The sequence below is a fragment of the Curvibacter delicatus NBRC 14919 genome, from assembly GCF_001592265.1.
GTDB classification, from domain to species: Bacteria; Pseudomonadota; Gammaproteobacteria; order Burkholderiales; family Burkholderiaceae_C; genus Hylemonella; species Hylemonella delicata.
This window is the reverse complement of the sequence record NZ_BCWP01000010.1, coordinates 20210-40090: the sequence shown is the minus strand read 5'-3', so window position 1 is coordinate 40090 and position 19881 is coordinate 20210. Positions and strand designations below refer to the sequence as shown.

Sequence of the window (19881 nt, the reverse complement as noted above, 5' to 3'; positions counted from 1 at the left end):
GACAAGGCAGAATTGTCCCATGACCGTGCCGCCGCCCGCTCCCGCCCGAAAAAAAGCCGCCAAAGCTGCGGCCAAGGACGCCGTGGCGGGCGAGGCCAAGCGCGTAGACAAAAGCCCGGCCCAGAAGGCGCTGGAGAAACTTGGCCTCAAGCGCGACATCGACCTGGCCTTGCACCTGCCGCTGCGCTACGAGGACGAGACGCGCATCACGCGGTTGGTCGATGCGCGTGAGGGCGGCACGGTGCAGATCGAGGCCACGGTGACGGCCAGCGAGGTGACCTTCCGCCCGCGCCGTCAGTTGCTGGTGACGGTGGACGATGGCAGCGACACCTGTGTGCTGCGCTTTTTCAATTTCTACCCTTCGCAACAGAAGGCGCTGGCAGTAGGCGCGCGCATCCGCGCCCGCGGCGAGATCCGTGGTGGTTTCATGGGCTGGACCATGATGCACCCGCACACCCGGGCAGCCGGCGGCGAGTTGCCCACCGCGCTGACGCCGGTCTACCCGACAGTGGCCGGGCTGCCGCAGCCCTACCTGCGCAAGGCGGTGCTGGGTGGCTTGGCGCGGGCCGACCTGGTGGACACGCTGCCTGCCGATATTTCAAGCCAAATTGGCCTGAAACCCTTGTGGAATCTGCGCCAGGCGCTATCGTTTTTGCACCACCCGACGCCCGATGTGTCGCTGGCACAGCTGGAAGACCACAGCCACCCGGCCTGGCAGCGGCTCAAGGCGGAGGAGTTGCTGGCACAGCAGCTGTCGCAACTGCAGTCGCGCCGCGAGCGCGCCCACCTGCGCGCGCCGGTGCTGCGGGCTGACGGCGCCGGCTCGCTGCACGAACGGCTGCTGGCCAGCTTGCCGTTCCAGCTCACGGCAGCGCAGCGCCGCGTGGGTGAGGAGATTGCGCACGACCTGGCCGATGCCGTGCCCATGCATCGCCTGTTGCAAGGCGATGTCGGTTCCGGCAAGACGGTGGTGGCGGCGCTGGCCGCGACGCTGTGCATCGACGCCGGCTGGCAGTGCGCGCTGATGGCACCGACCGAGATCCTGGCCGACCAGCATTTCCGCAAGCTGGTGGGCTGGCTGGAGCCGCTGGGCGTGCGTGTGGCCTGGCTCACCGGCAGCCAGAAGAAAAAGGAACGGGCCGAGATGCTGGGCCTGATCGAGCGCGGCGAAGCCGGCCTGGTGGTGGGTACGCACGCCGTGATCCAGGAGCAGGTGCAGTTCAGGAACCTGGCGCTGGCCATCATCGACGAGCAGCACCGTTTCGGCGTTGCCCAGCGCCTGGCCTTGCGCAGCAAGACCAACGGCGATGAGGTGGAGCCGCATCTGCTGATGATGACGGCCACGCCGATCCCGCGCACGCTGGCCATGAGTTATTACGCCGACCTCGATGTCTCCACCATCGACGAACTGCCGCCCGGGCGCAGCCCGATCGTGACCAAGGTGGTGTCCGAGCAGCGGCGCGACGAGGTGATCGAGCGCATCCGCGGCCAGTTGGCGGCTGGCAGGCAGGTCTACTGGGTTTGCCCGTTGATCGAGGAGAGCGAGGCGCTTGACCTGACCAATGCCACGGCCACGCACTCGGAACTGAGCGAGGCCTTGCCGGGTGTCATGGTGGGCCTGCTGCACTCGCGCATGCCGACGGCCGAAAAGAAGGCGGTGATGGCGCTGTTCACCAGCGGCCAGATGGGGGTGCTGGTCAGTACCACGGTGATCGAGGTCGGTGTCGACGTGCCGAATGCCTCGCTGATGGTGATCGAGCATGCCGAGCGTTTCGGCCTGAGCCAGCTGCACCAGCTGCGCGGCCGCGTTGGTCGTGGTGCGGCCGCTTCGGCCTGCGTGCTGCTGTATTCCACCGGCGACGCGCCACGCCTGGGCGAGACGGCGCGTGCGCGCCTGAAGGCCATGGCCGAGACCAGCGACGGCTTCGAGATCGCGCGGCGCGACCTCGATATCCGCGGCCCGGGCGAGTTCCTTGGCGCACGCCAGTCCGGTGCGGCGCTGCTGCGTTTTGCCGACCTGGCCACCGACACCCACCTGCTGGCCTGGGCGCGTGAGGCGGCGCCGCTGATGCTGGACCGCTACCCGGAGCTGGCGGCCAAGCACGTGGCGCGCTGGCTGGGCGGCAAGACCGATTACCTCAAGGCCTGAGGCTGTTTCAGAGCCGGGGGTCAGTCGCAAATTTGTAGCATCCGATCCACACGGGGCATGGGATTTCGGCCAATGTGATTTAGACTCGCCCCATTCCACTCCGGGCAGATCTACCTGCCGCGCACTACCTTTTTCAAGCAACGATGGCCACCGAACCCGCGAACCCGCTCGCCGCCGGCGACACCGCCGAGCTCTATCGCGCTGCCATCGGTCCGCGCGGCCAGGACTACTACCTGCGCCAATTCACCCGTTTCGACGCTGCCGGCAAGACCGGTGCTAGCTGGCACTGGCCGGCCTACTGGAACACGCTCAACTGGCTGGCCTACCGCAAGATGTGGGGCCAGGCGCTGGCCTACCTGGCCGCGGTGCTGGGCATGGCGCTGCTGGTGTTCGGCGTCGGCAAGCTGCTGTTCAGTTATTCCGACACCACCGGGCTGCTGCTGTTCCTGGCGTTCCTGACGGCGGCCTTTGTGGTGCCGGGGCTGTACGCCAACGCCTGGTATTACAACTTCTGCAATGAGAAGATTTCTGCCGCCCTGCGCGCCACGCAGGAGGTAAAGGATGCCTGCGAGGTGCTGGCCGCGCAGGCCAGCAGCAACAAACGTCTGCTGGGGCTGGCCGTTGCCAATGTGGCGCTGATGGCGCTGCTGGCCGGCGCGGTGGTGTTGCTGTTCAACCCGGCGCAGGATTTCATGCAGTTTGCGCAAGGCGGTCCGGCCAAACCGTCGACACCCGTCATGCCTGAGATGGCAGCCGGTACCCAACCGATGCTGGCACCGACCAGCGTGGCCCCGTCGGAGCCGGCGTCAGCGCCGGTGCCGCCAGTGGTGACGGCGGAAGCCCCCAAGGCGGAGCCACCCAAACCCGAAGCGCCCGCAGCCGCTGTGCCGGCGGAGGTGGCCGGCCTGACCTCGGACACCCAGATCGAACATTACCTGGCCCGCATGGCGGAAAAGGCCGCTGTGCCGAGTGACGAACAAACTGCAGCGAAAACGGCCGAGAAAGCCGCCGACAAGACGGATACCAAGGGCGCGCGCACGCCGGAGGTCAAGGTGGCGCAGAAGACTGAAGCGAGTCCGGCAGCGACTGCCAAAGCGGCCCGTGCCTCTGAGCCGGTGCGCCCGGCCGCTGCGAAGGCGGTGCAGGTTGCCGCCGCCAGCCCGGACAAACCGGTGGCGCCGAAAGCGGCGCCAGCCAAGGCAGCTAAAGCCGATGCCCCCAAGACAGATGCTGCTGCACCAGCACCGAAGGCCGGCGCAGACAGCGCCGCCCCGGCCAGTGCCGACAAGCCGAAGGCCAGCACCAAAGCCAGCAAGACGAAAAAGTCCTGGTACGTGCAGGCGGGCGCCTTCGCGCAAGAGGGCAATGCGCAGAACGTGCGCTTGCGGATCGAGGCCGCGGGTCTGGAGACCAGTACCGCGCCCTACGAGACCCAGGCCGGCCGCCTGATTCGCGTGCGGGTGGGGCCCTTTACCGCCAAGGCCGATGCCGAGAAAGCCGCGCTGCAGGTTCAGGCGCTCGACCTGCCAGCGGTGCTGTTCAAGGAATAAACCCGCCTGGCCCGGTGAGAGCCCGCCGGCCAGCTCAACTCCGCTCGCGAAACAACTGGTGGATTGCGCTGCGCAACCAGGCGTGTGCGGGGTCTTTCTGGAAGCGGCGATGCCAGAACAGATGCACGTCGATCACGGGCGATTTCATCGGCGTCTCCACATAACGCACCTGGCCATGCTGGACGCAGAAATCAGCTAAGTCTTTCGGCACGGTGGCCACCACATCTGAACTTTCCACGATCGGCAGCAGGCTCATGAAGTGCGAGAGCTCGACCAGCACGCGCCGCTGGATGCCCTTTTTCTGCAGGAACTGCTCGAATACGTGTTCACGCCCATCCGGCTTGACCACGGCATGCGATGCTGCCAGGAATTGCGACAAGGTCATTTTCGACTTGATCGTCGGATGGTCCTTGCGCACCAGGCAGACATGCGAGTTCCTGATCAGCCGCTGCTGGAAGAAGCCGGCCTTCTGCAGGTCCGGGAAGTAGCCCAGTGCCAGTTCGGCGGCGCCTGACTCCAGGCTTTCCGCGGCCGCATGACGCGGCATGGCCAGGGTCCGCAGGTTGGTGTTGGGGGCCTGGCGGGCTAGGCAGGCCAGGATGCGCGGCAGGAAATTGACTTCGGCGATGTCGGGCGTCACCAGCGTGAACGTGCGCTGGCTGACGGCGGGGTCGAAGACCGAGCGCTGAAGAATTTCCGCCTTGATGGTGCGCACGACCTGGCGGATCGGTGCGCCCAGTTCCGTGGCGCGCGGCGTCGGCCGCATCTCGGCGCCGGTACGCACGAACAGCGGGTCGTCGAACAGGGTCCGCAGCCGGGCCACGGCCGCACTCATCGCCGGCTGACTCAGGTTGAGGGCTTCGCCGGCGCGGGTCACGCTGCGGTGCTCAATCATGGCATCAAACACCACCAGCAGGTTGAGATCGACCGATCGAATATCCATGCGATGGATTCTATCTATCCAGAAAATCGGCTAGATCAATGGTGTGACTCTGCCTAGACTTCGCTCCACTTTGCATTTGACGCAGATCAAATTTCAAATAACAGGAGACAGGATCCGTGCAAGAACTCACGCTGGCGCAGGCCAACCAGATCATTGCCGCTGCCTTGGCGCGCGCTAGGCAGGAACGTTACAAGCCGATGGGCATCGCCGTGCTCGACGAGGCCGGCCATCTGAAGGCCTTTGCACGCGAAGACGGCGCCAGCATGTTCCGTTTCGAAATTGCCCAGGCCAAGGCTTGGGGGGCGGTCGGCATGGGCGTGTCCAGCCGGGTGCTGGGTCAACGTGCCAAGGACAACCCCAATTTCCTGGTGTCGCTGGCGGCGACGGCACAGGGCAAGCTGCTGCCGCAGACCGGTGCGGTGCTGATCCAGGACGCCAGTGGTTCGGTACTGGGTGCGGTCGGGGCCAGTGGCGGCACCGGCGATGAGGACGAGGCCATCTGCATCGCCGGTATCGAAGCCGCCGGCTTGCACGCAGGTTGAACGCATGAACGGGGCGAAGATGAGCTGCCGCTGCGGCGTGGATGTGCATGCGCACGTCATCCCGGGCGAGTTTCCAACGTACCTGGGCGGGGTAACCCCGGCCGGCTGGCCGGCCATGGCACCGGCCGACGCCTGCCATCGCCACGTGATGATCGACGGCAAGAACTACCGCACGGTGTCCGACAAATGCTGGACGACATCGCGCCGCCTGGCCGACTTCGAGGCCATGGGGCTGGTGTTGCAGGCGGTGTCGCCGATGCCGGAGCTGCTGTCCTACTGGCTGGCGCCGGCCACCGGCGCGCAACTGGTGCGCTTCCTGAATGAGCAGATCGCCGGTATGGTGGCAGAGTCCGGCGGGCAACTGGTCGGCTTGGGCGCCGTGCCGCTGCAGGACATGGCGCTGGCGATCCGCGAGCTGCACTACCTCAAGGATTCTCTCGGTTTTTCCGGTGTGGAGATTGGCAGCAATATCAACGGCATCGTGGTGGGTGACCCGCGGCTCGATCCCTTCTTCGAGGCCTGCGAGGCGCTCGACATGGCAGTGTTTGTCCACGCCTTGCGCCCGACCGGTATGAACCGGCTGGTCGGTCCGCCGCCGCTGCAGCAGGTGCTGGCCTATCCCACCGATGTCGGGCTGGCCGCCGCTTCGGTGCTGACCGGCAACCTCATGACGCGGCGGCCGAAGCTGCGCCTGGCGTTCAGCCACGGCGGCGGCACGCTGGCCATGCTGCTGCCGCGGCTGGAGCAGGCGATGTCGGTGTTTCCGGCGCTGCGTGACAGCGTGAACCGTTCGCCTACAGAGCAGGCGCGCGAGCTGTTCTATGACACGCTGGTGTTCGACGCGCCGACCTTGCAGCATCTGGTGCGGACCTTCGGCGCTTCGCAACTGATGCTGGGTACCGACTACCCCTTCAATTTCCACGAGCCCCAGCCGGTGGCGCGTATCGAGCAGGCCGGCTTCGATGGCAACGTGGCTGAGCAGTTGCTGCAAGCCAATGCCCGGCGCTTTCTGGGTCTCGGCGTTTCAATTCCGGAGAACACCCCATGACGCATGCTTCGTCCCGCGTGAGCGCCCTGCGCAGCGTGGCATTGACCGTACCCGACTTGGCGCTGGCCGAGCAGTTCTATACCCAGACCTGGCACCTCGACGTGGCCGCGCGCACGGACAAGGCGATCTACCTGCGCGCCACCGGCGCCGACCACCATGTGCTGGCCTTGCACGAGGCGCCCGGGCCGGCGCGCATCCGCAACGTGACGCTGCGTGCGCGCAGCGCTGCTGCACTACAGGAGGTCGCACAGGCTGCGGTGGCGGCCGGCGGGCGGGTGCTGCAGCCGGCCGGTCCGCTGGGTGAGCCGGGGGGCGGCACGGCCGTCACGGTGGCCGATGCCGACGGCCGCATCTTCCGTCTGGTGCACGGCGACGTGTTGCATGCCGATGCGCATGAAGAAAAAGACCGACCCGTGCGGCTGGCCCATGCCGTGCTCAACAGCCACGACGTGGAAGCCACCCGGCGCTTCATGGAGCAGGTGTTCGATTTTTCGCTCTCGGACCGGACCCGCATCATGGCCTTCATGCGCTGCAACAGCGATCACCACAGCATCGCGCTGGGCGATACCGACAACGACGCGCTCAATCACATTGCCTTTCTCATGCCCGACCTGGAGTCGGTCATGCGTGGCGGCGGGCGCATGCGGGACGCCGGGTTCGGCATCGAGTGGGGGCCCGGCCGCCACGGCCCGGGCGACAACGCCTTCAATTATTTCGTCGGTCCCTTCGACGTCGTCATCGAATACACCGCCGAGGTCGAGCAGGTCGACGACAGCTACCAGGCCGGCCAGCCGTCCGACTGGACCTGGCCGCCGGGCCGGGTCGACCAATGGGGTATTTCCCAGCCACCCAGCGCGCGCCTGAAACAGGCGCAGCGGGCCATCGTTTTCGTTTCCTGAAACCGTACCAAGGAGTTCTCATGCGTTTCATCACCTTCATCCAGGGCGGTCAACATCGACTGGGCCTGGTTGTCGACAACCAGGTCATCGATCTGAACCAGGCGCAGCCGCAGATCAGCGCCGACTTGCGCACTGCCCTGCGTGCGGGCCAGGACCTGGCCGCTGCCGCCAGGGCTGCCATGGCTTCGAATGCGCCGCGCGTTCCCCTGGCCGGCGTGCAGCTGGCGCCCGTGCTGCCCGAGCCCGGCAAGATCGTCTGCCTGGGCCTGAACTATTACGACCATGCCAAGGAGGGCGGGCGCGAGAAGCCGGTCTACCCATGGTTTTTTCTGCGCTCGGCCTCGTCCTTGCTGGCGGCTGGCGCCAAGGCCCTGCGACCCAAGGTGTCGGAGCGACTGGATTACGAAGCTGAGCTGGCGGTGGTGATCGGCAAGACCGTCAAGCACGCCACGCTGGACAACGCGCTCGACGCCGTGTTCGGCTATTCCTGCTTCAATGACATCTCGGTGCGCGACTACCAGAAGAAGACGCCGCAGTGGACCATCGGCAAGAACTTCGACCGCACCGGTCCCTTCGGTCCGGTGCTGGTGACCGCTGATGAATTGCCGCCGGGCGCCACCGAGCTGCGCATCCAGGCGCGCCTGAACGGCCAGGTCATGCAGGACGCCAACACGCGCGACATGATCTGGGGTGTGGCCGAAACGATCCAGTTGCTGAGCGAGTGCATGACACTGGAGCCGGGTGACCTCATCATCATGGGCACGCCGGCCGGTGTGGGCCAGGCGCGCACCCCGCCGGTATGGATGAAGCATGGCGACGTGGTCGAGATCGAGATCGAGAAGATCGGCGTGCTGCGCAACACCATCGAAGACGAGGTGGCCTGAGCATGACGGCAGAGAGCAAGCAGACACCTTTTGATGTCGCCATCGTCGGCTTCGGCCCCTCGGGCGCGGTGGCCGCCGGCCTGCTGGGCGCGCAGGGCATCCGCACCTTCGTGTGCGACAAGCTGCGCGACGTGTACGACAAACCGCGCGCGATCGCGCTGGATCACGAGATCATCCGGCTGTTCCAGCAGATGGGCGTGGCCAAATTGATCAAGCCCTATACCGAGCCCTTCACCGATTCAGTGTACTACGGCGTCGATGGCCAGATCATCAAACGCATGTCGACGGTCGAGCCGCCGTTCCCGCTGGGCCATACGCCGTCCATCGTGTTCACCCAGCCGCCGGCCGAGCGCATCCTGCGCGAGCATGCCCAGTCCTTTCCCGCGGTCACCGTGGCATTGGGCCAGACGCTCACGCAGGTCACGCAGGACAAAACGCTGGTAACGCTGGCGCTCTCCGGCGACGACGGCACGTCTTCCACCGTGCAGGCGCGCTACCTGATCGCCTGCGATGGCGCCTCCAGCACAGTGCGTGGCCAGGTCGGCATGGCGCTGGAAGACCTCGGTTTCGACGAGCCCTGGCTGGTGGTCGACGTGCTGGTCAACGAGCAGGGCCTGGCCAAGCTGCCCACTACCAGCGTGCAGTACTGCAATCCCGAACGTCCCTGCACCTACCTGATCTGCCCGGGCAACCATCGTCGCTGGGAAATTTCTATTAACCCCGGCGAGGACCCGAAAGAGGTGGCCACGCCCGAAGGCACCTGGAAGCTGCTGGCGCCCTGGCTCACGCCGCAGGATGCCACGCTCTGGCGCCAGGCCAGCTACCGCTTTCATGCGCTGGTGGCTGGCGAATGGCGCCGCGGCCGCGTCTTCGTGGCCGGTGACGCGGCGCACCAGCAGCCGCCCTTCTTGGGGCAGGGCATGTGCCAGGGCGTGCGCGATGTGGCCAACCTGTGCTGGAAGCTAGGCGCGGTGTTGCGTGGCGAGGCTGGCGATGCATTGCTCGACACCTATGGCACCGAGCGCAAGGGCCACGTGACCGAACTGACGACGCGCATCAAGGGCATCGGCCGGATCATCTGCGAGCGCGACCCGGTGCGTGCCCGGGCCCGCGACGCGCAACTGCTGCAGGACTGCGGCGGCGTGGTCAAACCCACACCGCGCCAGGACGTGCAGCCCGCGCTGCAAAACGGCCTGCTGGCGCAGTCTGCGCACCCCGCGCGCGGCACCATCTTCCCCCAGCCCTGGCTGATGGTCGGCGGCGAGAAGAAACGCATGGACGATGTGCTCGGCTCGGGCTGGCGCTTGATCCTGGCGGCGAACGCCGGCATTGACGCAGTTCAAGCGGCCCGCCTCAGTGCGCTGCCGAACCTCACGGTCGCCAAGCTCGGCACGCCGGAGTTGAGCGAGGTCGAAGGCGTGTTGGCACGTTGGTTCGAGCGTTACGGCGTGCTGGCCGCGATCGTGCGACCGGACCACTACGTCTACGGCGTCGCAGCTTCCGAACAGGTATTGACCCAGCAGCTGACAGCGTTGAGGCTGCACTGACGACCCGGTATTTCAAGCAGAACATCAACGAGGAGACAAACATGCAACGCAGAAACTTTGTACAGGCGACACTGCTGGCGGCGACGGTCCATTCCGCCTGGGCTCAGGGCGGGGCCTGGCCCGACAAGCCGGTCAAGATGATCCTGTCGCAGCCGCCGGGCTCCGGCCCGGACAACGTGGCCCGCCTGTTGGGCGACCGCATTGGCAAGACCCTGGGGCAGTCGATCGTGATCGAGAACAAACCGGGGGGCCAGAACGTGATCGGCGCCCAGGCCGCCGCCCGTGCGCCGGCCGACGGCAACACCTTCTATTTCGCCACCACGGCCGCGCTGGTCACGAACAAGCACTTGTTCAAGACCTTGCCCTACGACCCGCAAAAGGATTTCGTGCCGGTGGCGTTCGTGGCCAAGAGCCCCTTCGCCGTGCTGGTCAGGGCCGAGTCGCCCATCAGCTCGATGCAGGATCTGGTGGCGCGTTCCAAGGCGGCGCCGGGCAAGCTGTCATTGGCCAACGAAGGTCCGCGCACTTTTGGCGGCATCATCGCGCGCCTGATCAACGCCCGCACCAAGATGGACGCCAATCTGGTGTCTTATGCCTCGGTGGGCGTTTCCGTGCAGGACGTCATTGGCGGCCATGCCAATGCGGTGGTGGCCGATCTGGCGTCCACGGCTCAGCTGGTGCGCCAGGGGCGCCTGCGTATTCTGGCCGTCACCGCGGCCAAGCGGGTGGCCGGTTGGGAATCGGTGCCGGCCCTGGCCGAGATGCTGCCCAACTTCGAAATGATCGGCTGGTTCGCCGTGATGGCGCCTGCCGGCACGCCGGCCGCTGTGGTGGCGCGCCTGAACAAGGAGATCAACACCTTGTTGGCGGATGCCGATACGGCACAGCGCATGTTGACGATCGGCCCGATCGCAGAGCCCATGGGTTCGCCCGATCAGCTCGGCGCTTTCCTGAGTCGGGAGCACGAGCGCTGGAACGAGGTGGCCAAGGAAATCGGCCTGCTGCCGGAGTAGGCAGCAGCGCGGTGCTCGGGCTGGTTTAGCGCTGACCGATTTTCACGTTGCCGAAAATGCTCTGCGCCTCGCGCGGCAGGCAGCGCCAATATTGGGCGCTGGCCTGCACCTGGCCGCCCAGTTCGGCGGCCGCTTCCCAGGGCCAGCGTGGCTTGTAGAGCAGGACGCGGGCGATGGCGATCAGGTCGGCATCACCGGCTTGCAGAATGTCTTCCGCCTGATTCGCCTGCGTGATCAGGCCGACGGCCGTGGTGGGCAGGCCGCAGGCCTGGCGGATTTCGCGCGCAAACGGCACCTGGTAACCCGGGCCCAGGGTGATCTTCTGCAGCGGTGACACGCCGGCAGTGGAGACGTGGATGAAGTCGCAGCCCAGGGCTTTGAGCTGGCGCGAGAACTCTGCCGTCTGCGCCACGTCCAGCCCACCCTCCACCCAGTCGATGGCCGAGAGGCGCACCCCGACCGGGCCGTCGAACACCTGGCGAACAGCGGCAAACACTTCGAGTGGGAAGCGCATGCGATTGGCCAGGCTGCCGCCGTAGGCGTCATCGCGCTGGTTGGCGAGCGGCGAGAGGAACTGGTGCAGCAGGTAACCGTGCGCCGCATGCAGCTCGATGGCGTCGATGCCGATGCGTTGCGCGCGCTGGGCGGCGGCGACAAAGGCGTCGCGGATCTCCGCCATCTCGGTCTGCGTCAGCGCCGTGGGCGGCGCCTCGGCGGGCAGTTGCGGCAGGGCCGAAGGGCCGACGGGTTGCCAGCCGCCCTGTGCGGGCGTCAACAGCTGCCCGCCTTGCCAGGGCGCTGCGCTGGAGGCCTTGCGCCCGGCATGCGACAGCTGGATGCACACCGGCATGGGCGGCGCCAGCTGGCGGGCGCGCTGCAGCGTGTTGCCCAAGGTGTGTTCGGTGCGTTCGTCCCACAGGCCCAGACAGTCGGGGGTGATGCGGCCCTCGGGTGTGACCGCCGTGGCTTCCAGCGTCAGCAGCCCGGCGCCGCTGTTGAGCAGGCTGGTCCAGTGCGCCAGGTGCCAGTCACCGGCTTCGCCGTTGACGGCAGAGTACTGGCACATGGGGGCGATGACGATGCGGTTGGCAAGCGGCAGCCCGCCGCGCGGCGAGGGCAGGGTGTAGGGGGAGAACAGCAGACTCACGGAAAATCCTCACGGCATGAAGGGGGTGTGTGAAATTGTGTCACGCTGCACGTGACAGTGATTTGGCACAATGGCTTGACCCATGGAACAATCAACTTCGCTATGAAACCCTACGCCCTTGCTGCTTTGGTGCTATTTGTTGCCCAGCCCGCTCTGGCGCAGTTGCCGGCGCGCGATCTGAATGTGGAGTTGCGGCAGATCGAAGAAGGCAGTACGGGGGGCTACACCATCGGTACCCGGCCGCAGACGCCGTTGCTGACGCCGCAGCAGATGCTGGTGCGCAATGGCAGCAAGGCCTCGTTCAGCCTGGGGCAGACGATCCCGCTGCAGTGGGTGCAGTCGGTGTCTTCCACAACCTCAACCCTGTCGGTCACTGGGGCGGATGCCAGCAGCCGCGGCGGTTCCGTGTCGCAGGCGCTGGTCTGGATGGATGCCGGCCAGAGTCTGGCGGTCAAGCCGCGCTGGTCGGGCGGCAGGCAGCCGGTGACGGTCGAGGTCGAAATGCAGTCGGCCAGCATGGAGCCGCGTCCGGGCGCCGAATTGCCGAGCCAGGCGCGCAGCCAGCTGGTCACCACGGTGGGAGCACCATTGGGGCAGTGGGTCACGATTGCCACCACCGGCAGCAGCCAGCCCCGGGGAACTTACGGCAGCGAGAGTGCGGGCGAGGGCCGGCGCCTGCTGCAGTTGCGGGTGTCGCTGCCCTGAGTCTGCCGGGTTGAATGTCACAATCACGCCATGACACTGACCGAACTCAAATACATCGTTGCCGTCGCGCGCGAGAAGCATTTCGGCAAGGCGGCCGAGGCCTGTTTCGTGTCGCAGCCGACGCTGTCGGTGGCTGTGAAGAAAATCGAGGAAGAGCTCGACGTCAAGCTGTTCGAGCGTAGCGCCAACGAGGTGACGGTCACTCCGCTGGGCGAGGAAATCGTGCGCCAGGCCCAGGCGGTGCTGGAGCAGGCGGCCAGCATCAAGGAAATCGCCAAGCGCGGCAAGGACCCGCTGTCCGGCCCGCTGCGCCTGGGGGTGATCTACACCATCGGCCCCTACCTGCTGCCTGATCTGGTGCGCCAGATGATCACGCACACGCCGCAGATGCCGCTGATGCTGCAGGAGAACTTCACCGTCAAGCTGCTGGAGATGCTGCGCACCGGCGAGATCGATTGCGCCATCCTGGCCGAGCCTTTTCCAGACACCGGGCTGGCGGTGGCGCCGCTGTACGACGAACCGTTTTACGCGGCCGTGCCGACCAGCCATGCGCTGGCGCAGCGCGACAGCGTCAGCAGCGAAGAGCTCAAGACCGAGACCATGCTGCTGCTGGGCACCGGCCACTGTTTCCGCGACCATGTGCTGGAGGTGTGTCCGGAGTTCGCGCGCTTTTCCAGCAATGCGGAAGGCATCCGCAAGAGTTTCGAGGGCTCTTCGCTGGAGACCATCAAGCACATGGTGGCCGCCGGCATGGGCGTGACGCTGGTGCCGCGCCTGAGCATCCCGAAGGCCGATCTGCTGCCCAAGGCCAAGTCCAAGAGCGCGGGCCAGGAACTGAGTTTCATCAAGTACCTGCCGTTCAGCGGTGAGCCGCCCACGCGCCGCGTGGTGCTGGTGTGGCGGCGCAGTTTCACGCGCTATGAAGCCATTGCCGCCTTGCGCAACGCCGTCTATGCCTGCGAGCTGCCGGGGGTCAAGCGGCTCTCGTAGCCTGTGCCGTTTTCTGAATTTTTCGAAGGAGTGACCATGGCCAAGAATTCCGCCAAATCATCGGCGCCCGCCATCAACATCGGCATCAGCGACAAGGACCGTGCCGCCATTGCCAAAGGCCTGAGCCATCTGCTGGCCGATACCTACACCCTCTACCTGACCACGCACAACTTCCACTGGAACGTGACGGGGCCGATGTTCAACACCCTGCACACCATGTTCATGACGCAGTACACCGAACTGTGGAATGCGGTGGACCCGATCGCCGAGCGCATCCGTTCGCTGGGTCATGCGGCGCCGGGTTCCTACGCCCAGTTCGGCAAGCTGGCTTCGGTGCCCGATGCGCCGGCAACGCCGCCCAAGGCCTTGGAGATGGTGCGTATCTTGGTGCAGGGCCACGAGGCCGTGGCGCGTACCGCGCGCAGCCTGTTTCCGCTGGCCGACAAGGCCGGTGACGAACCAACCGCCGACCTGCTGACCCAGCGCCTCACGGTGCATGAGCAGACCGCCTGGATGCTGCGTTCCCTTCTGGAAGACTGATCAACCTACTGCGCGACCCGATCTTGCGCCTGCGCGTCTTGCCGTACCCGCAGTACGGCTGCGATGCTCGGCGCAACCTCGGGCCGCTCGCTACGGTTTCTCACCCTTCCAGTTCCTGATATGCCGATCTTTGCTGCATCCCCGCGCCTGACCCTTTACCTTGACCTGATCCGCTGGGACCGCCCGGCGGGCTGGTTGCTGCTGCTCTGGCCATCCTTGAGTGCGCTCTGGGTGGCGGCCGATGGCTTCCCGGGGTGGCACCTGCTGGCCGTGTTCGTGCTGGGCACCATCCTGATGCGCAGCGCCGGTTGCTGCCTCAATGATGTGGCGGACCGCGACTTCGATCGCCACGTCAAGCGTACCGCCCAGCGGCCGGTGACCGCCGGCAAGGTCTCGGTGCGTGAGGCGCTGTGGCTGGGCGTGGTGCTGGCGCTGCTGGCTTTCGGGTTGGTGCTGACCACCAACCCGGTGGCGGTGCTGTGGTCGTTTGCCGCGCTGGCGGTGGCCATGGTCTACCCGTATGCCAAGCGCTTTTTTGCCATGCCGCAGGCGGTGCTGGGTGTGGCCTTCAGCTTCGGTATCCCGATGGCCTTCGCTGCCGTGCAAGGCCAGGTGCCGGTGCTGGCCTGGGTGCTGCTGCTGGGCAATCTGTTCTGGGTGCTGGCCTACGACACCGAATACGCCATGGTGGACCGCGACGACGATCTGCGCATCGGCATGAAGACGTCGGCCATCACGCTCGGACGCTTCGATGTGGCGGTGGTGACGGCCAGCTACCTGGTTTACCTGTTGATTTGGGTTGTGGCCCTCGTCAATCATGCGCGAGGCGCTATCTTTTATATAGCACTTGGCGTGGCGCTGGTTCAGGTGGCTTGGCACTACACGCTGATCCGTGGCCGCACACGCGAGGGCTGCTTCAAGGCCTTCCGCATCAACCACTGGCTGGGCTTCACGGTCTTTGCCGGCATCGTGGCCGGTTATTCGCTGACATGAAAAAGCCGCCCCGTGGGGCGGCTTGATGGGAAGCGGTGCTGCGTTACGAGAGCGCAGACGCTGCGGCCATTATTTCTGCTTCTTCGCTTTCTTGGACTTCTTGGCTTTGGCCTTTTTCTTGCTGGCCTTGGCTTTGGGCTGGGCTTCAGCCGGCTGCGGCTGGGCCGCGGGTTGCACGGCAGGCTGTGCCGGCGTAGCCGGTTGCGCCTGGGCGGATGCCTGTGTGGAAACCGCAAGCGGCAGGGCCAGCACGGCCGCACTGATCAGGGTGGAAAGCAGTTTGTTCATGGGGCAAATCCTATCGTCGTTATGTTTGGAATGCGCGGTATCAGCCCAAGGCCGTGCGCAAACTGCACTTTAACGCTATCCGGCGCCTGTTTTTCAATCCCGACCGAATTCTTCGCCAAGTTCCCGGGCGCGCTGCTGGGCGGCCTGCAGGGCTTGCACGAACAGCGGTTTGACCTGGTGTGCTTCCAGGCTGCTGATGGCCGCATGGGTGGTACCGCCTTTGGAGGTGACGCGCTGGCGCAGAATGTCCGGCGGCTCGCTGGACGCATGCGCCAGGGCGCTGGCGCCGCGGAAGGTTTGCACTGCCAGCTTGTAGGCCTGTTCGCGCGTCAGTCCCATGCTGGCGCCGGCATCGGTCATGGCTTCCAGGAAATAGAACACATAGGCCGGACCCGAGCCGGAGAGGGCGGTGACGGTGTCGATCTGCTCTTCACGCTCAAGCCAGACGAATTCGCCGGTGGTGGCAACCACCTCCTCGATGCGGTGTCGGTCTTGCGGTGTCACGCCGGGGCGGGGGAACAGGCCGGTGATGCCCTGGCCAATGAGGGCCGGCGTGTTGGGCATGCTGCGCACCACGCGGTCGGTGCCGAGCCAGCGCGCGATGCTGGCGCTCGGGATGCCGGCCGCCACACTCAGGTGCAGGGCAGACTGCGTGTGCGCCTGCACCGGCGCCGCGGCTTCCTTGAAGGTCTGGGGTTTGACCGCCCACACCACCATGCCCACGCCGCGCAGGAATTCGCCCGCCTGCGCATGGGCCGTGATGCCGAACTTGGTCTGCAGGGCTTGCTGTGCCTCGGGGAAAGGTTCAACCACTTCGATCTGGCTGGCAGGCAGGCCGCGCTGGATCAGGCCGCCGATGATGGCGCTGGCCATGTTGCCGCCGCCAATGAATGCAATGCGCAGGGTTGGATCGCTCATCTTCTTGTTCCTTCAATTCGCAGGTCACGAACGGTGTCACCTGAACAGGGTTGTGATTGTCGCCGCTCAGAGGACCGACCCCGGACCGGGGCCTGGCCCATGGGCCACGGCCGGCGTTGCCGCCTACAGGGTGCCAGCAGCTGGTTTCGTCGCGAACTGGCCAGCGGACGTTCAGTGCGTGGTGGTCTGGCGCACAGCGCGTTCCCACTGGGCCATGCGTTCATGGGCCTGGTCGCGTCCCAGCGTCGGCAAGAAGGTGCGCTCGGCACGCCACAGGCGACTCAGCTCGTCGGTGCCGGCGTACAAGCCGGTGCTCAGCCCCGCCAGGTAGGCGGCGCCCAGCGCAGTGGTTTCGATGACGTCCGGCCGCACCACGGGAATGCCGAGCAGGTCGGCCTGGATCTGCATCAGCAGGTCATTGGCACATGCGCCGCCGTCCACGCGCAGCTCGCTCACCGGGCTGCCGCCTGCCGCCACGGCATCGCGGCTCATGGCCTCCAGGAGGGCGGTGCTCTGGAAGGCGATGCTCTCCAGCGCCGCCCGTGCGATGTGCGCCATGGTGGTGCCTCGTGTGAGGCCGGTGATGATGCCCCGCGCATCGGCTTGCCAGTATGGTGCGCCCAGACCGGTGAAGGCCGGCACCATGATCACGCCCCCGGCATCGGGAACGCTTTGCGCCAACGTCTGCACCTCTCCACTGGCCCGGATGGCGTTCAAGCCATCGCGCAGCCACTGGACCACGGCACCGCCGACGAACACGCTGCCTTCGATGGCGAATTCCGGTTGCTGGGTGGGCTGGGCCGCGCTGGTGGTCAGCAGGCCGTTGCGTGAGGCCTGGAATCTGTGCCCGGTGTGCATGAGCATGAAGCAGCCGGTGCCATAGGTGTTCTTGGCCATTCCCTCCCGGAAGCAGGCCTGTCCGAACAACGCGCTCTGCTGGTCGCCCGCCACGCCGCCAATGCGGATCGCATGGCCGAGCAGTTCGGCTTTGACCGCGCCATAGTCAGCGCTGGAGGGGCGGACTTCGGGCATGAGCTGCGGCGGGATGTCGAGCATGGCGAGCAGTTCGGCGTCCCACTGGTTGCGGTGCACGTTGAACAGCATCGTGCGCGAAGCGTTGCTGACGTCGGTGGCGTGCACGGCGCCACCGGTCAGCTGCCACATCAGCCAGCTGTCGACGGTGCCGAAGGCCAACTCGCCTGCCTGTGCCTGCTGCCGTGCGCCCGGCACGTTGTTCAGGATCCATTGCAGCTTCATGCCGGAGAAGTAGGCGTCGACCAGCAAGCCCGTGCGTTCGTGAATCAGCGGGGCGTGGCCTTGCTCCCGCAATTGCGCGCAGGCCGGCTCGGCGCGGCGGTCCTGCCAGACGATGGCGTGGTGGATAGGCTGGCCGGTTGTGCGGTTCCAGACCACCGTGGTCTCGCGCTGGTTGGTGATGCCGATCGCATGGATGGCCGCGGCGCCGATGCCGGCCTTGCGCAGCACCTCACGGGCTGTGGCCAGCTGGGTCTGCCAGATCTGCTGCGGATCGTGTTCCACCCAGCCGGGCTGGGGGTAGATCTGGGGCAGTTCCTGCTGGGCCAGCGCGACGATCCGGCCTTGCTCGTCAAAGATGATGCTGCGTGAGCTGGAGGTGCCCTGGTCGAGGGCCAGCAGATAAGTCATGGGGTGATTCGGCAGTGGTAGGTCATTCGAGGCACACGTCCAGACGCACGCCGGCGTCGTCGAGCAGGGCGTGGAATGGCGCGGGCGGCTCGGCATCCGTGAACAGGCGGTCGATCTGTGACAGGGTGGCGACTTCCACCATGGCGGGCCGGTTGAACTTGCTCGCGTCCGCCGCCAGCCAGACTTCGCGCGCGTGTTCGATGATCGTCTGGGCGACCTTGACTTCGCGGTAGTCATAGTCGCGCAGCGAACCGTCCGACTCGATGCCCGAGATCCCGATCAGTGCGATGTCGACCTTGAACTGGCGGATGAAGTCGACCGCGGCCTCGCCCACGATGCCGCGGTCACGCGGCCGCACGACGCCGCCGGCCACGATGATTTCAAAACTCGGGTTGCTGCACAGGATCGTGGCGACGTTGAGATTGTTGGTGATCACGCGCAAACCCGAGTGATGCAGCAGCGCGGCCGCGATCGCCTCGGTCGTGGTGCCGATGTTCAGGATCAGGGAGCAGTCGTTGGGTACCTGCTGCGCGATGGCGCGTGCAATGCGTGCCTTGCCTTGTGAATTGAGCCGCTGGCGCTGCTGGTGGGCAATGTTTTCGGTTGTCGAACTGGGCACCCGCACGCCGCCGTGAAAACGCGTCAAGGTCCCCGTCTCCGCCAGTCGCTGGATGTCGCGTCGCACCGTTTGCAGGGTGACGGCGAGTTCCTCCGCCAGTTGTTCCACCGTGGCCGAGCCCCGCGCGCGCACGACGTCGATCAGTTTGAGTTGCCGGGGATTGAAATTCACGATGCGTGCCGGGGGTAATTCATCAGCGGATGACTATAAACCGAATCAAAAAGAACGAATTTAAGGGAATACCAGTAGCTAAAACGAAAGAAAAAGAATCACAATCGAAAAATTACGAACATAAAGACCGGCCTTCCGAATTCGCATATGCGTTCGGTGGGGTGCTGGCCGAATTCTTGGAAAGGTGGCTCGATGCAGCTGGTATTGGATGGCATCGGTAAGAAAGTGGGCGCCGAGACCTGGCTGCATCCCATGAGCCTGGACTTGCGCAGCGGTGCCGTGACGGTTCTCCTGGGGGCGACACAGGCCGGCAAAACCAGCCTGATGCGGCTCATGGCCGGGCTGGATGCCCCCACGGCCGGCCGCGTGCTGGTGGACGGCCGGGACGTGACCGGCGTGCCGGTGCGCCACCGGGACGTGTCCATGGTGTACCAGCAATTCATCAACTACCCGTCCATGACGGTGGCGCGCAACATCGCCTCCCCCATGCGGTTGCGCCGGCAGATCGATGTGGATGCCCGGGTGCGTGAGCTGGCTGCGAAGCTGCATATCGAACCTTTCCTGGACCGGTTGCCGGCCGAACTGTCCGGTGGCCAGCAGCAGCGTGTTGCCCTGGCCCGCGCGCTGGCCAAGCAGGCGCCCTTGATGCTGCTGGACGAGCCCCTGGTCAACCTGGACTACAAGTTGCGCGAAGAACTGCGCGAAGAGCTGACCCAACTCTTTGCCACCGAAGGATCGACGGTGGTGTACGCGACGACGGAACCGGCGGAAGCGCTGCTGCTGGGCGGCTACACGGCGGTGCTGGACCAGGGTGAACTGCTCCAGTACGGTCCCACGGTCGACGTCTTCCATCGGCCCCGCTCGCTGCGGGTGGCGCGCGCCTTCAGTGATCCACCGATGAACCTGATGGCGGCGGAGGTCGCGGCCGACGGCCTGCGCCTGCGCGGCGGCCCGGTCTTGCCGTTGGCGCCGTCCGGCGCGCTGCCGGGCGGCGCCGTCACGGTGGGGCTGCGGGCCAGTGCCTTGCGTGTCGTGCCGCGCGCGCACGATGTGGCCTTGTCCGGTCGCGTCGAACTGGCCGAGATCTCGGGATCGGACACCTTCGTGCACGTGGGAACCGCTGCCGGAGAGCTGGTGATGCAGCTCACGGGGGTGCACTATTTCGAGCTGGGGGCTGCGCTGACGGTGTGGTTCAGCCCCGCGCAAGCCTATCTCTTCGATGCCGCCGGCGATCTGAGCATCGCGCCGCAACGAGACCGGGAGCAGTGAC

General features: G+C 66.0%; 19 protein-coding genes. 13 read left to right on the top strand and 6 right to left on the bottom strand.

What is annotated here, in order from left to right:
- Positions 1–19: 19 nt before the first annotated feature.
- Positions 20–2149 carry an ATP-dependent DNA helicase RecG gene (gene recG / locus CDE01S_RS06720; RefSeq protein ID WP_066705234.1) on the top strand — a complete coding sequence of 710 codons (2130 nt, stop codon included), beginning with the start codon at positions 20–22 and terminating at the stop codon, positions 2147–2149.
- 143 nt (positions 2150–2292) lie between these two features.
- Positions 2293–3699, top strand: a complete 1407-nt coding sequence (locus tag CDE01S_RS06715; RefSeq protein WP_066705232.1) for an SPOR domain-containing protein — start codon at positions 2293–2295, stop codon at positions 3697–3699.
- A 34-nt stretch (positions 3700–3733) separates the two neighbouring features.
- On the opposite strand, the gene CDE01S_RS06710 is transcribed toward CDE01S_RS06715, so the two are convergent.
- Positions 3734–4642 (bottom strand): LysR family transcriptional regulator, encoded by a 909-nt coding sequence (locus CDE01S_RS06710; RefSeq protein ID WP_066705231.1) that lies wholly within the window; start codon positions 4640–4642, stop codon positions 3734–3736.
- Between the two features lie 116 nt (positions 4643–4758).
- Here CDE01S_RS06710 and CDE01S_RS06705 point away from each other — a divergent pair, with 116 nt between their 5' ends.
- The 6 genes from CDE01S_RS06705 to CDE01S_RS06680 are packed head-to-tail and all read left to right on the top strand — an operon-like array spanning position 4759 to position 10575.
- Positions 4759–5184 (top strand): GlcG/HbpS family heme-binding protein, encoded by a 426-nt coding sequence (locus CDE01S_RS06705; protein WP_066705230.1) that lies wholly within the window; start codon positions 4759–4761, stop codon positions 5182–5184.
- A gap of 4 nt (positions 5185–5188) precedes the next feature.
- Positions 5189–6232 (top strand): amidohydrolase family protein, encoded by a 1044-nt coding sequence (locus CDE01S_RS06700; RefSeq protein WP_066705229.1) that lies wholly within the window; start codon positions 5189–5191, stop codon positions 6230–6232.
- Positions 6229–7131 carry a VOC family protein gene (locus tag CDE01S_RS06695; protein WP_066705223.1) on the top strand — a complete coding sequence of 301 codons (903 nt, stop codon included), beginning with the start codon at positions 6229–6231 and terminating at the stop codon, positions 7129–7131. The genes CDE01S_RS06700 and CDE01S_RS06695 overlap by 4 nt, the downstream gene beginning before the upstream one ends.
- Positions 7132–7151: 20 nt before the next feature.
- Positions 7152–8015, top strand: a complete 864-nt coding sequence (locus CDE01S_RS06690; protein WP_066705221.1) for a fumarylacetoacetate hydrolase family protein — start codon at positions 7152–7154, stop codon at positions 8013–8015.
- Positions 8016–8017: 2 nt separating this feature from the next.
- A complete protein-coding gene (gene mhpA / locus CDE01S_RS06685) occupies positions 8018–9562 on the top strand; it encodes a bifunctional 3-(3-hydroxy-phenyl)propionate/3-hydroxycinnamic acid hydroxylase MhpA (RefSeq protein ID WP_066705219.1) in 1545 nt (514 codons plus the stop codon).
- A gap of 41 nt (positions 9563–9603) precedes the next feature.
- Complete coding sequence (locus CDE01S_RS06680; RefSeq protein WP_066705217.1) at positions 9604–10575, top strand: Bug family tripartite tricarboxylate transporter substrate binding protein; 972 nt, start codon at positions 9604–9606, stop codon at positions 10573–10575.
- 25 nt (positions 10576–10600) lie between these two features.
- Here CDE01S_RS06680 and CDE01S_RS06675 read toward each other — a convergent pair whose 3' ends face one another.
- Positions 10601–11722 (bottom strand): NADH:flavin oxidoreductase/NADH oxidase, encoded by a 1122-nt coding sequence (locus tag CDE01S_RS06675; protein WP_066705215.1) that lies wholly within the window; start codon positions 11720–11722, stop codon positions 10601–10603.
- A 102-nt stretch (positions 11723–11824) separates the two neighbouring features.
- Here CDE01S_RS06675 and CDE01S_RS06670 point away from each other — a divergent pair, with 102 nt between their 5' ends.
- The 4 genes from CDE01S_RS06670 (at position 11825) to ubiA (ending at position 14950) form a co-directional block, all read left to right on the top strand.
- Positions 11825–12427, top strand: a complete 603-nt coding sequence (locus CDE01S_RS06670) for a secretin GspD/PilQ domain-containing protein (protein WP_066705213.1) — start codon at positions 11825–11827, stop codon at positions 12425–12427.
- Positions 12428–12457: 30 nt separating this feature from the next.
- Entirely contained in the window at positions 12458–13417 is a 960-nt protein-coding gene (locus tag CDE01S_RS06665; RefSeq protein ID WP_066705211.1) for a LysR substrate-binding domain-containing protein, read from the top strand.
- A 36-nt stretch (positions 13418–13453) separates the two neighbouring features.
- On the top strand, positions 13454–13957 hold the full coding sequence (locus tag CDE01S_RS06660) for a Dps family protein (RefSeq protein ID WP_066705210.1): 504 nt from the start codon (positions 13454–13456) through the stop codon (positions 13955–13957).
- A gap of 120 nt (positions 13958–14077) precedes the next feature.
- Positions 14078–14950: a 4-hydroxybenzoate octaprenyltransferase gene (gene ubiA / locus CDE01S_RS06655; RefSeq protein WP_066705209.1), complete on the top strand. Its 873-nt coding sequence runs from the start codon at positions 14078–14080 to the stop codon at positions 14948–14950.
- 69 nt (positions 14951–15019) lie between these two features.
- Here the strand turns inward: ubiA and CDE01S_RS06650 are convergent, their stop codons facing one another.
- The 4 genes from CDE01S_RS06650 to CDE01S_RS06635 all read right to left on the bottom strand — a co-directional run bounded on the left by CDE01S_RS06650 (position 15020) and on the right by CDE01S_RS06635 (position 18611).
- The gene (locus CDE01S_RS06650; protein WP_066705208.1) at positions 15020–15238 is read right to left on the bottom strand and encodes a hypothetical protein; all 219 of its coding nucleotides are present in this window, start codon (positions 15236–15238) and stop codon (positions 15020–15022) included.
- Positions 15239–15331: 93 nt separating this feature from the next.
- On the bottom strand, positions 15332–16156 hold the full coding sequence (proC, locus tag CDE01S_RS06645) for a pyrroline-5-carboxylate reductase (RefSeq protein WP_066705207.1): 825 nt from the start codon (positions 16154–16156) through the stop codon (positions 15332–15334).
- 171 nt (positions 16157–16327) lie between these two features.
- Complete coding sequence (gene glpK, locus CDE01S_RS06640) at positions 16328–17821, bottom strand: glycerol kinase GlpK (RefSeq protein WP_066705206.1); 1494 nt, start codon at positions 17819–17821, stop codon at positions 16328–16330.
- 22 nt (positions 17822–17843) lie between these two features.
- Positions 17844–18611 (bottom strand): DeoR/GlpR family DNA-binding transcription regulator, encoded by a 768-nt coding sequence (locus CDE01S_RS06635; RefSeq protein WP_066705205.1) that lies wholly within the window; start codon positions 18609–18611, stop codon positions 17844–17846.
- Between the two features lie 192 nt (positions 18612–18803).
- On the opposite strand from CDE01S_RS06635, the gene CDE01S_RS06630 reads away from it, so the two are divergent.
- Positions 18804–19880 carry an ABC transporter ATP-binding protein gene (locus tag CDE01S_RS06630; RefSeq protein WP_066705203.1) on the top strand — a complete coding sequence of 359 codons (1077 nt, stop codon included), beginning with the start codon at positions 18804–18806 and terminating at the stop codon, positions 19878–19880.
- Position 19881 lies beyond the last annotated feature (1 nt).

Coding starts and splice junctions, on each gene's coding strand:
- CDE01S_RS06665 (WP_066705211.1), top strand. CDS start 12,458: ATGACACTGACCGAACTCAAATACATCGTTGCCGTCGCGCGCGAGAAG.
- CDE01S_RS06700 (WP_066705229.1), top strand. CDS start 5,189: ATGAACGGGGCGAAGATGAGCTGCCGCTGCGGCGTGGATGTGCATGCG.
- CDE01S_RS06715 (WP_066705232.1), top strand. CDS start 2,293: ATGGCCACCGAACCCGCGAACCCGCTCGCCGCCGGCGACACCGCCGAG.
- CDE01S_RS06630 (WP_066705203.1), top strand. CDS start 18,804: ATGCAGCTGGTATTGGATGGCATCGGTAAGAAAGTGGGCGCCGAGACC.
- CDE01S_RS06695 (WP_066705223.1), top strand. CDS start 6,229: ATGACGCATGCTTCGTCCCGCGTGAGCGCCCTGCGCAGCGTGGCATTG.
- ubiA (WP_066705209.1), top strand. CDS start 14,078: ATGCCGATCTTTGCTGCATCCCCGCGCCTGACCCTTTACCTTGACCTG.
- recG (WP_066705234.1), top strand. CDS start 20: ATGACCGTGCCGCCGCCCGCTCCCGCCCGAAAAAAAGCCGCCAAAGCT.
- CDE01S_RS06650 (WP_066705208.1), bottom strand. CDS start 15,238: ATGAACAAACTGCTTTCCACCCTGATCAGTGCGGCCGTGCTGGCCCTG.
- CDE01S_RS06710 (WP_066705231.1), bottom strand. CDS start 4,642: ATGGATATTCGATCGGTCGATCTCAACCTGCTGGTGGTGTTTGATGCC.
- CDE01S_RS06690 (WP_066705221.1), top strand. CDS start 7,152: ATGCGTTTCATCACCTTCATCCAGGGCGGTCAACATCGACTGGGCCTG.
- CDE01S_RS06660 (WP_066705210.1), top strand. CDS start 13,454: ATGGCCAAGAATTCCGCCAAATCATCGGCGCCCGCCATCAACATCGGC.
- mhpA (WP_066705219.1), top strand. CDS start 8,018: ATGACGGCAGAGAGCAAGCAGACACCTTTTGATGTCGCCATCGTCGGC.
- proC (WP_066705207.1), bottom strand. CDS start 16,156: ATGAGCGATCCAACCCTGCGCATTGCATTCATTGGCGGCGGCAACATG.
- glpK (WP_066705206.1), bottom strand. CDS start 17,821: ATGACTTATCTGCTGGCCCTCGACCAGGGCACCTCCAGCTCACGCAGC.
- CDE01S_RS06670 (WP_066705213.1), top strand. CDS start 11,825: ATGAAACCCTACGCCCTTGCTGCTTTGGTGCTATTTGTTGCCCAGCCC.
- CDE01S_RS06680 (WP_066705217.1), top strand. CDS start 9,604: ATGCAACGCAGAAACTTTGTACAGGCGACACTGCTGGCGGCGACGGTC.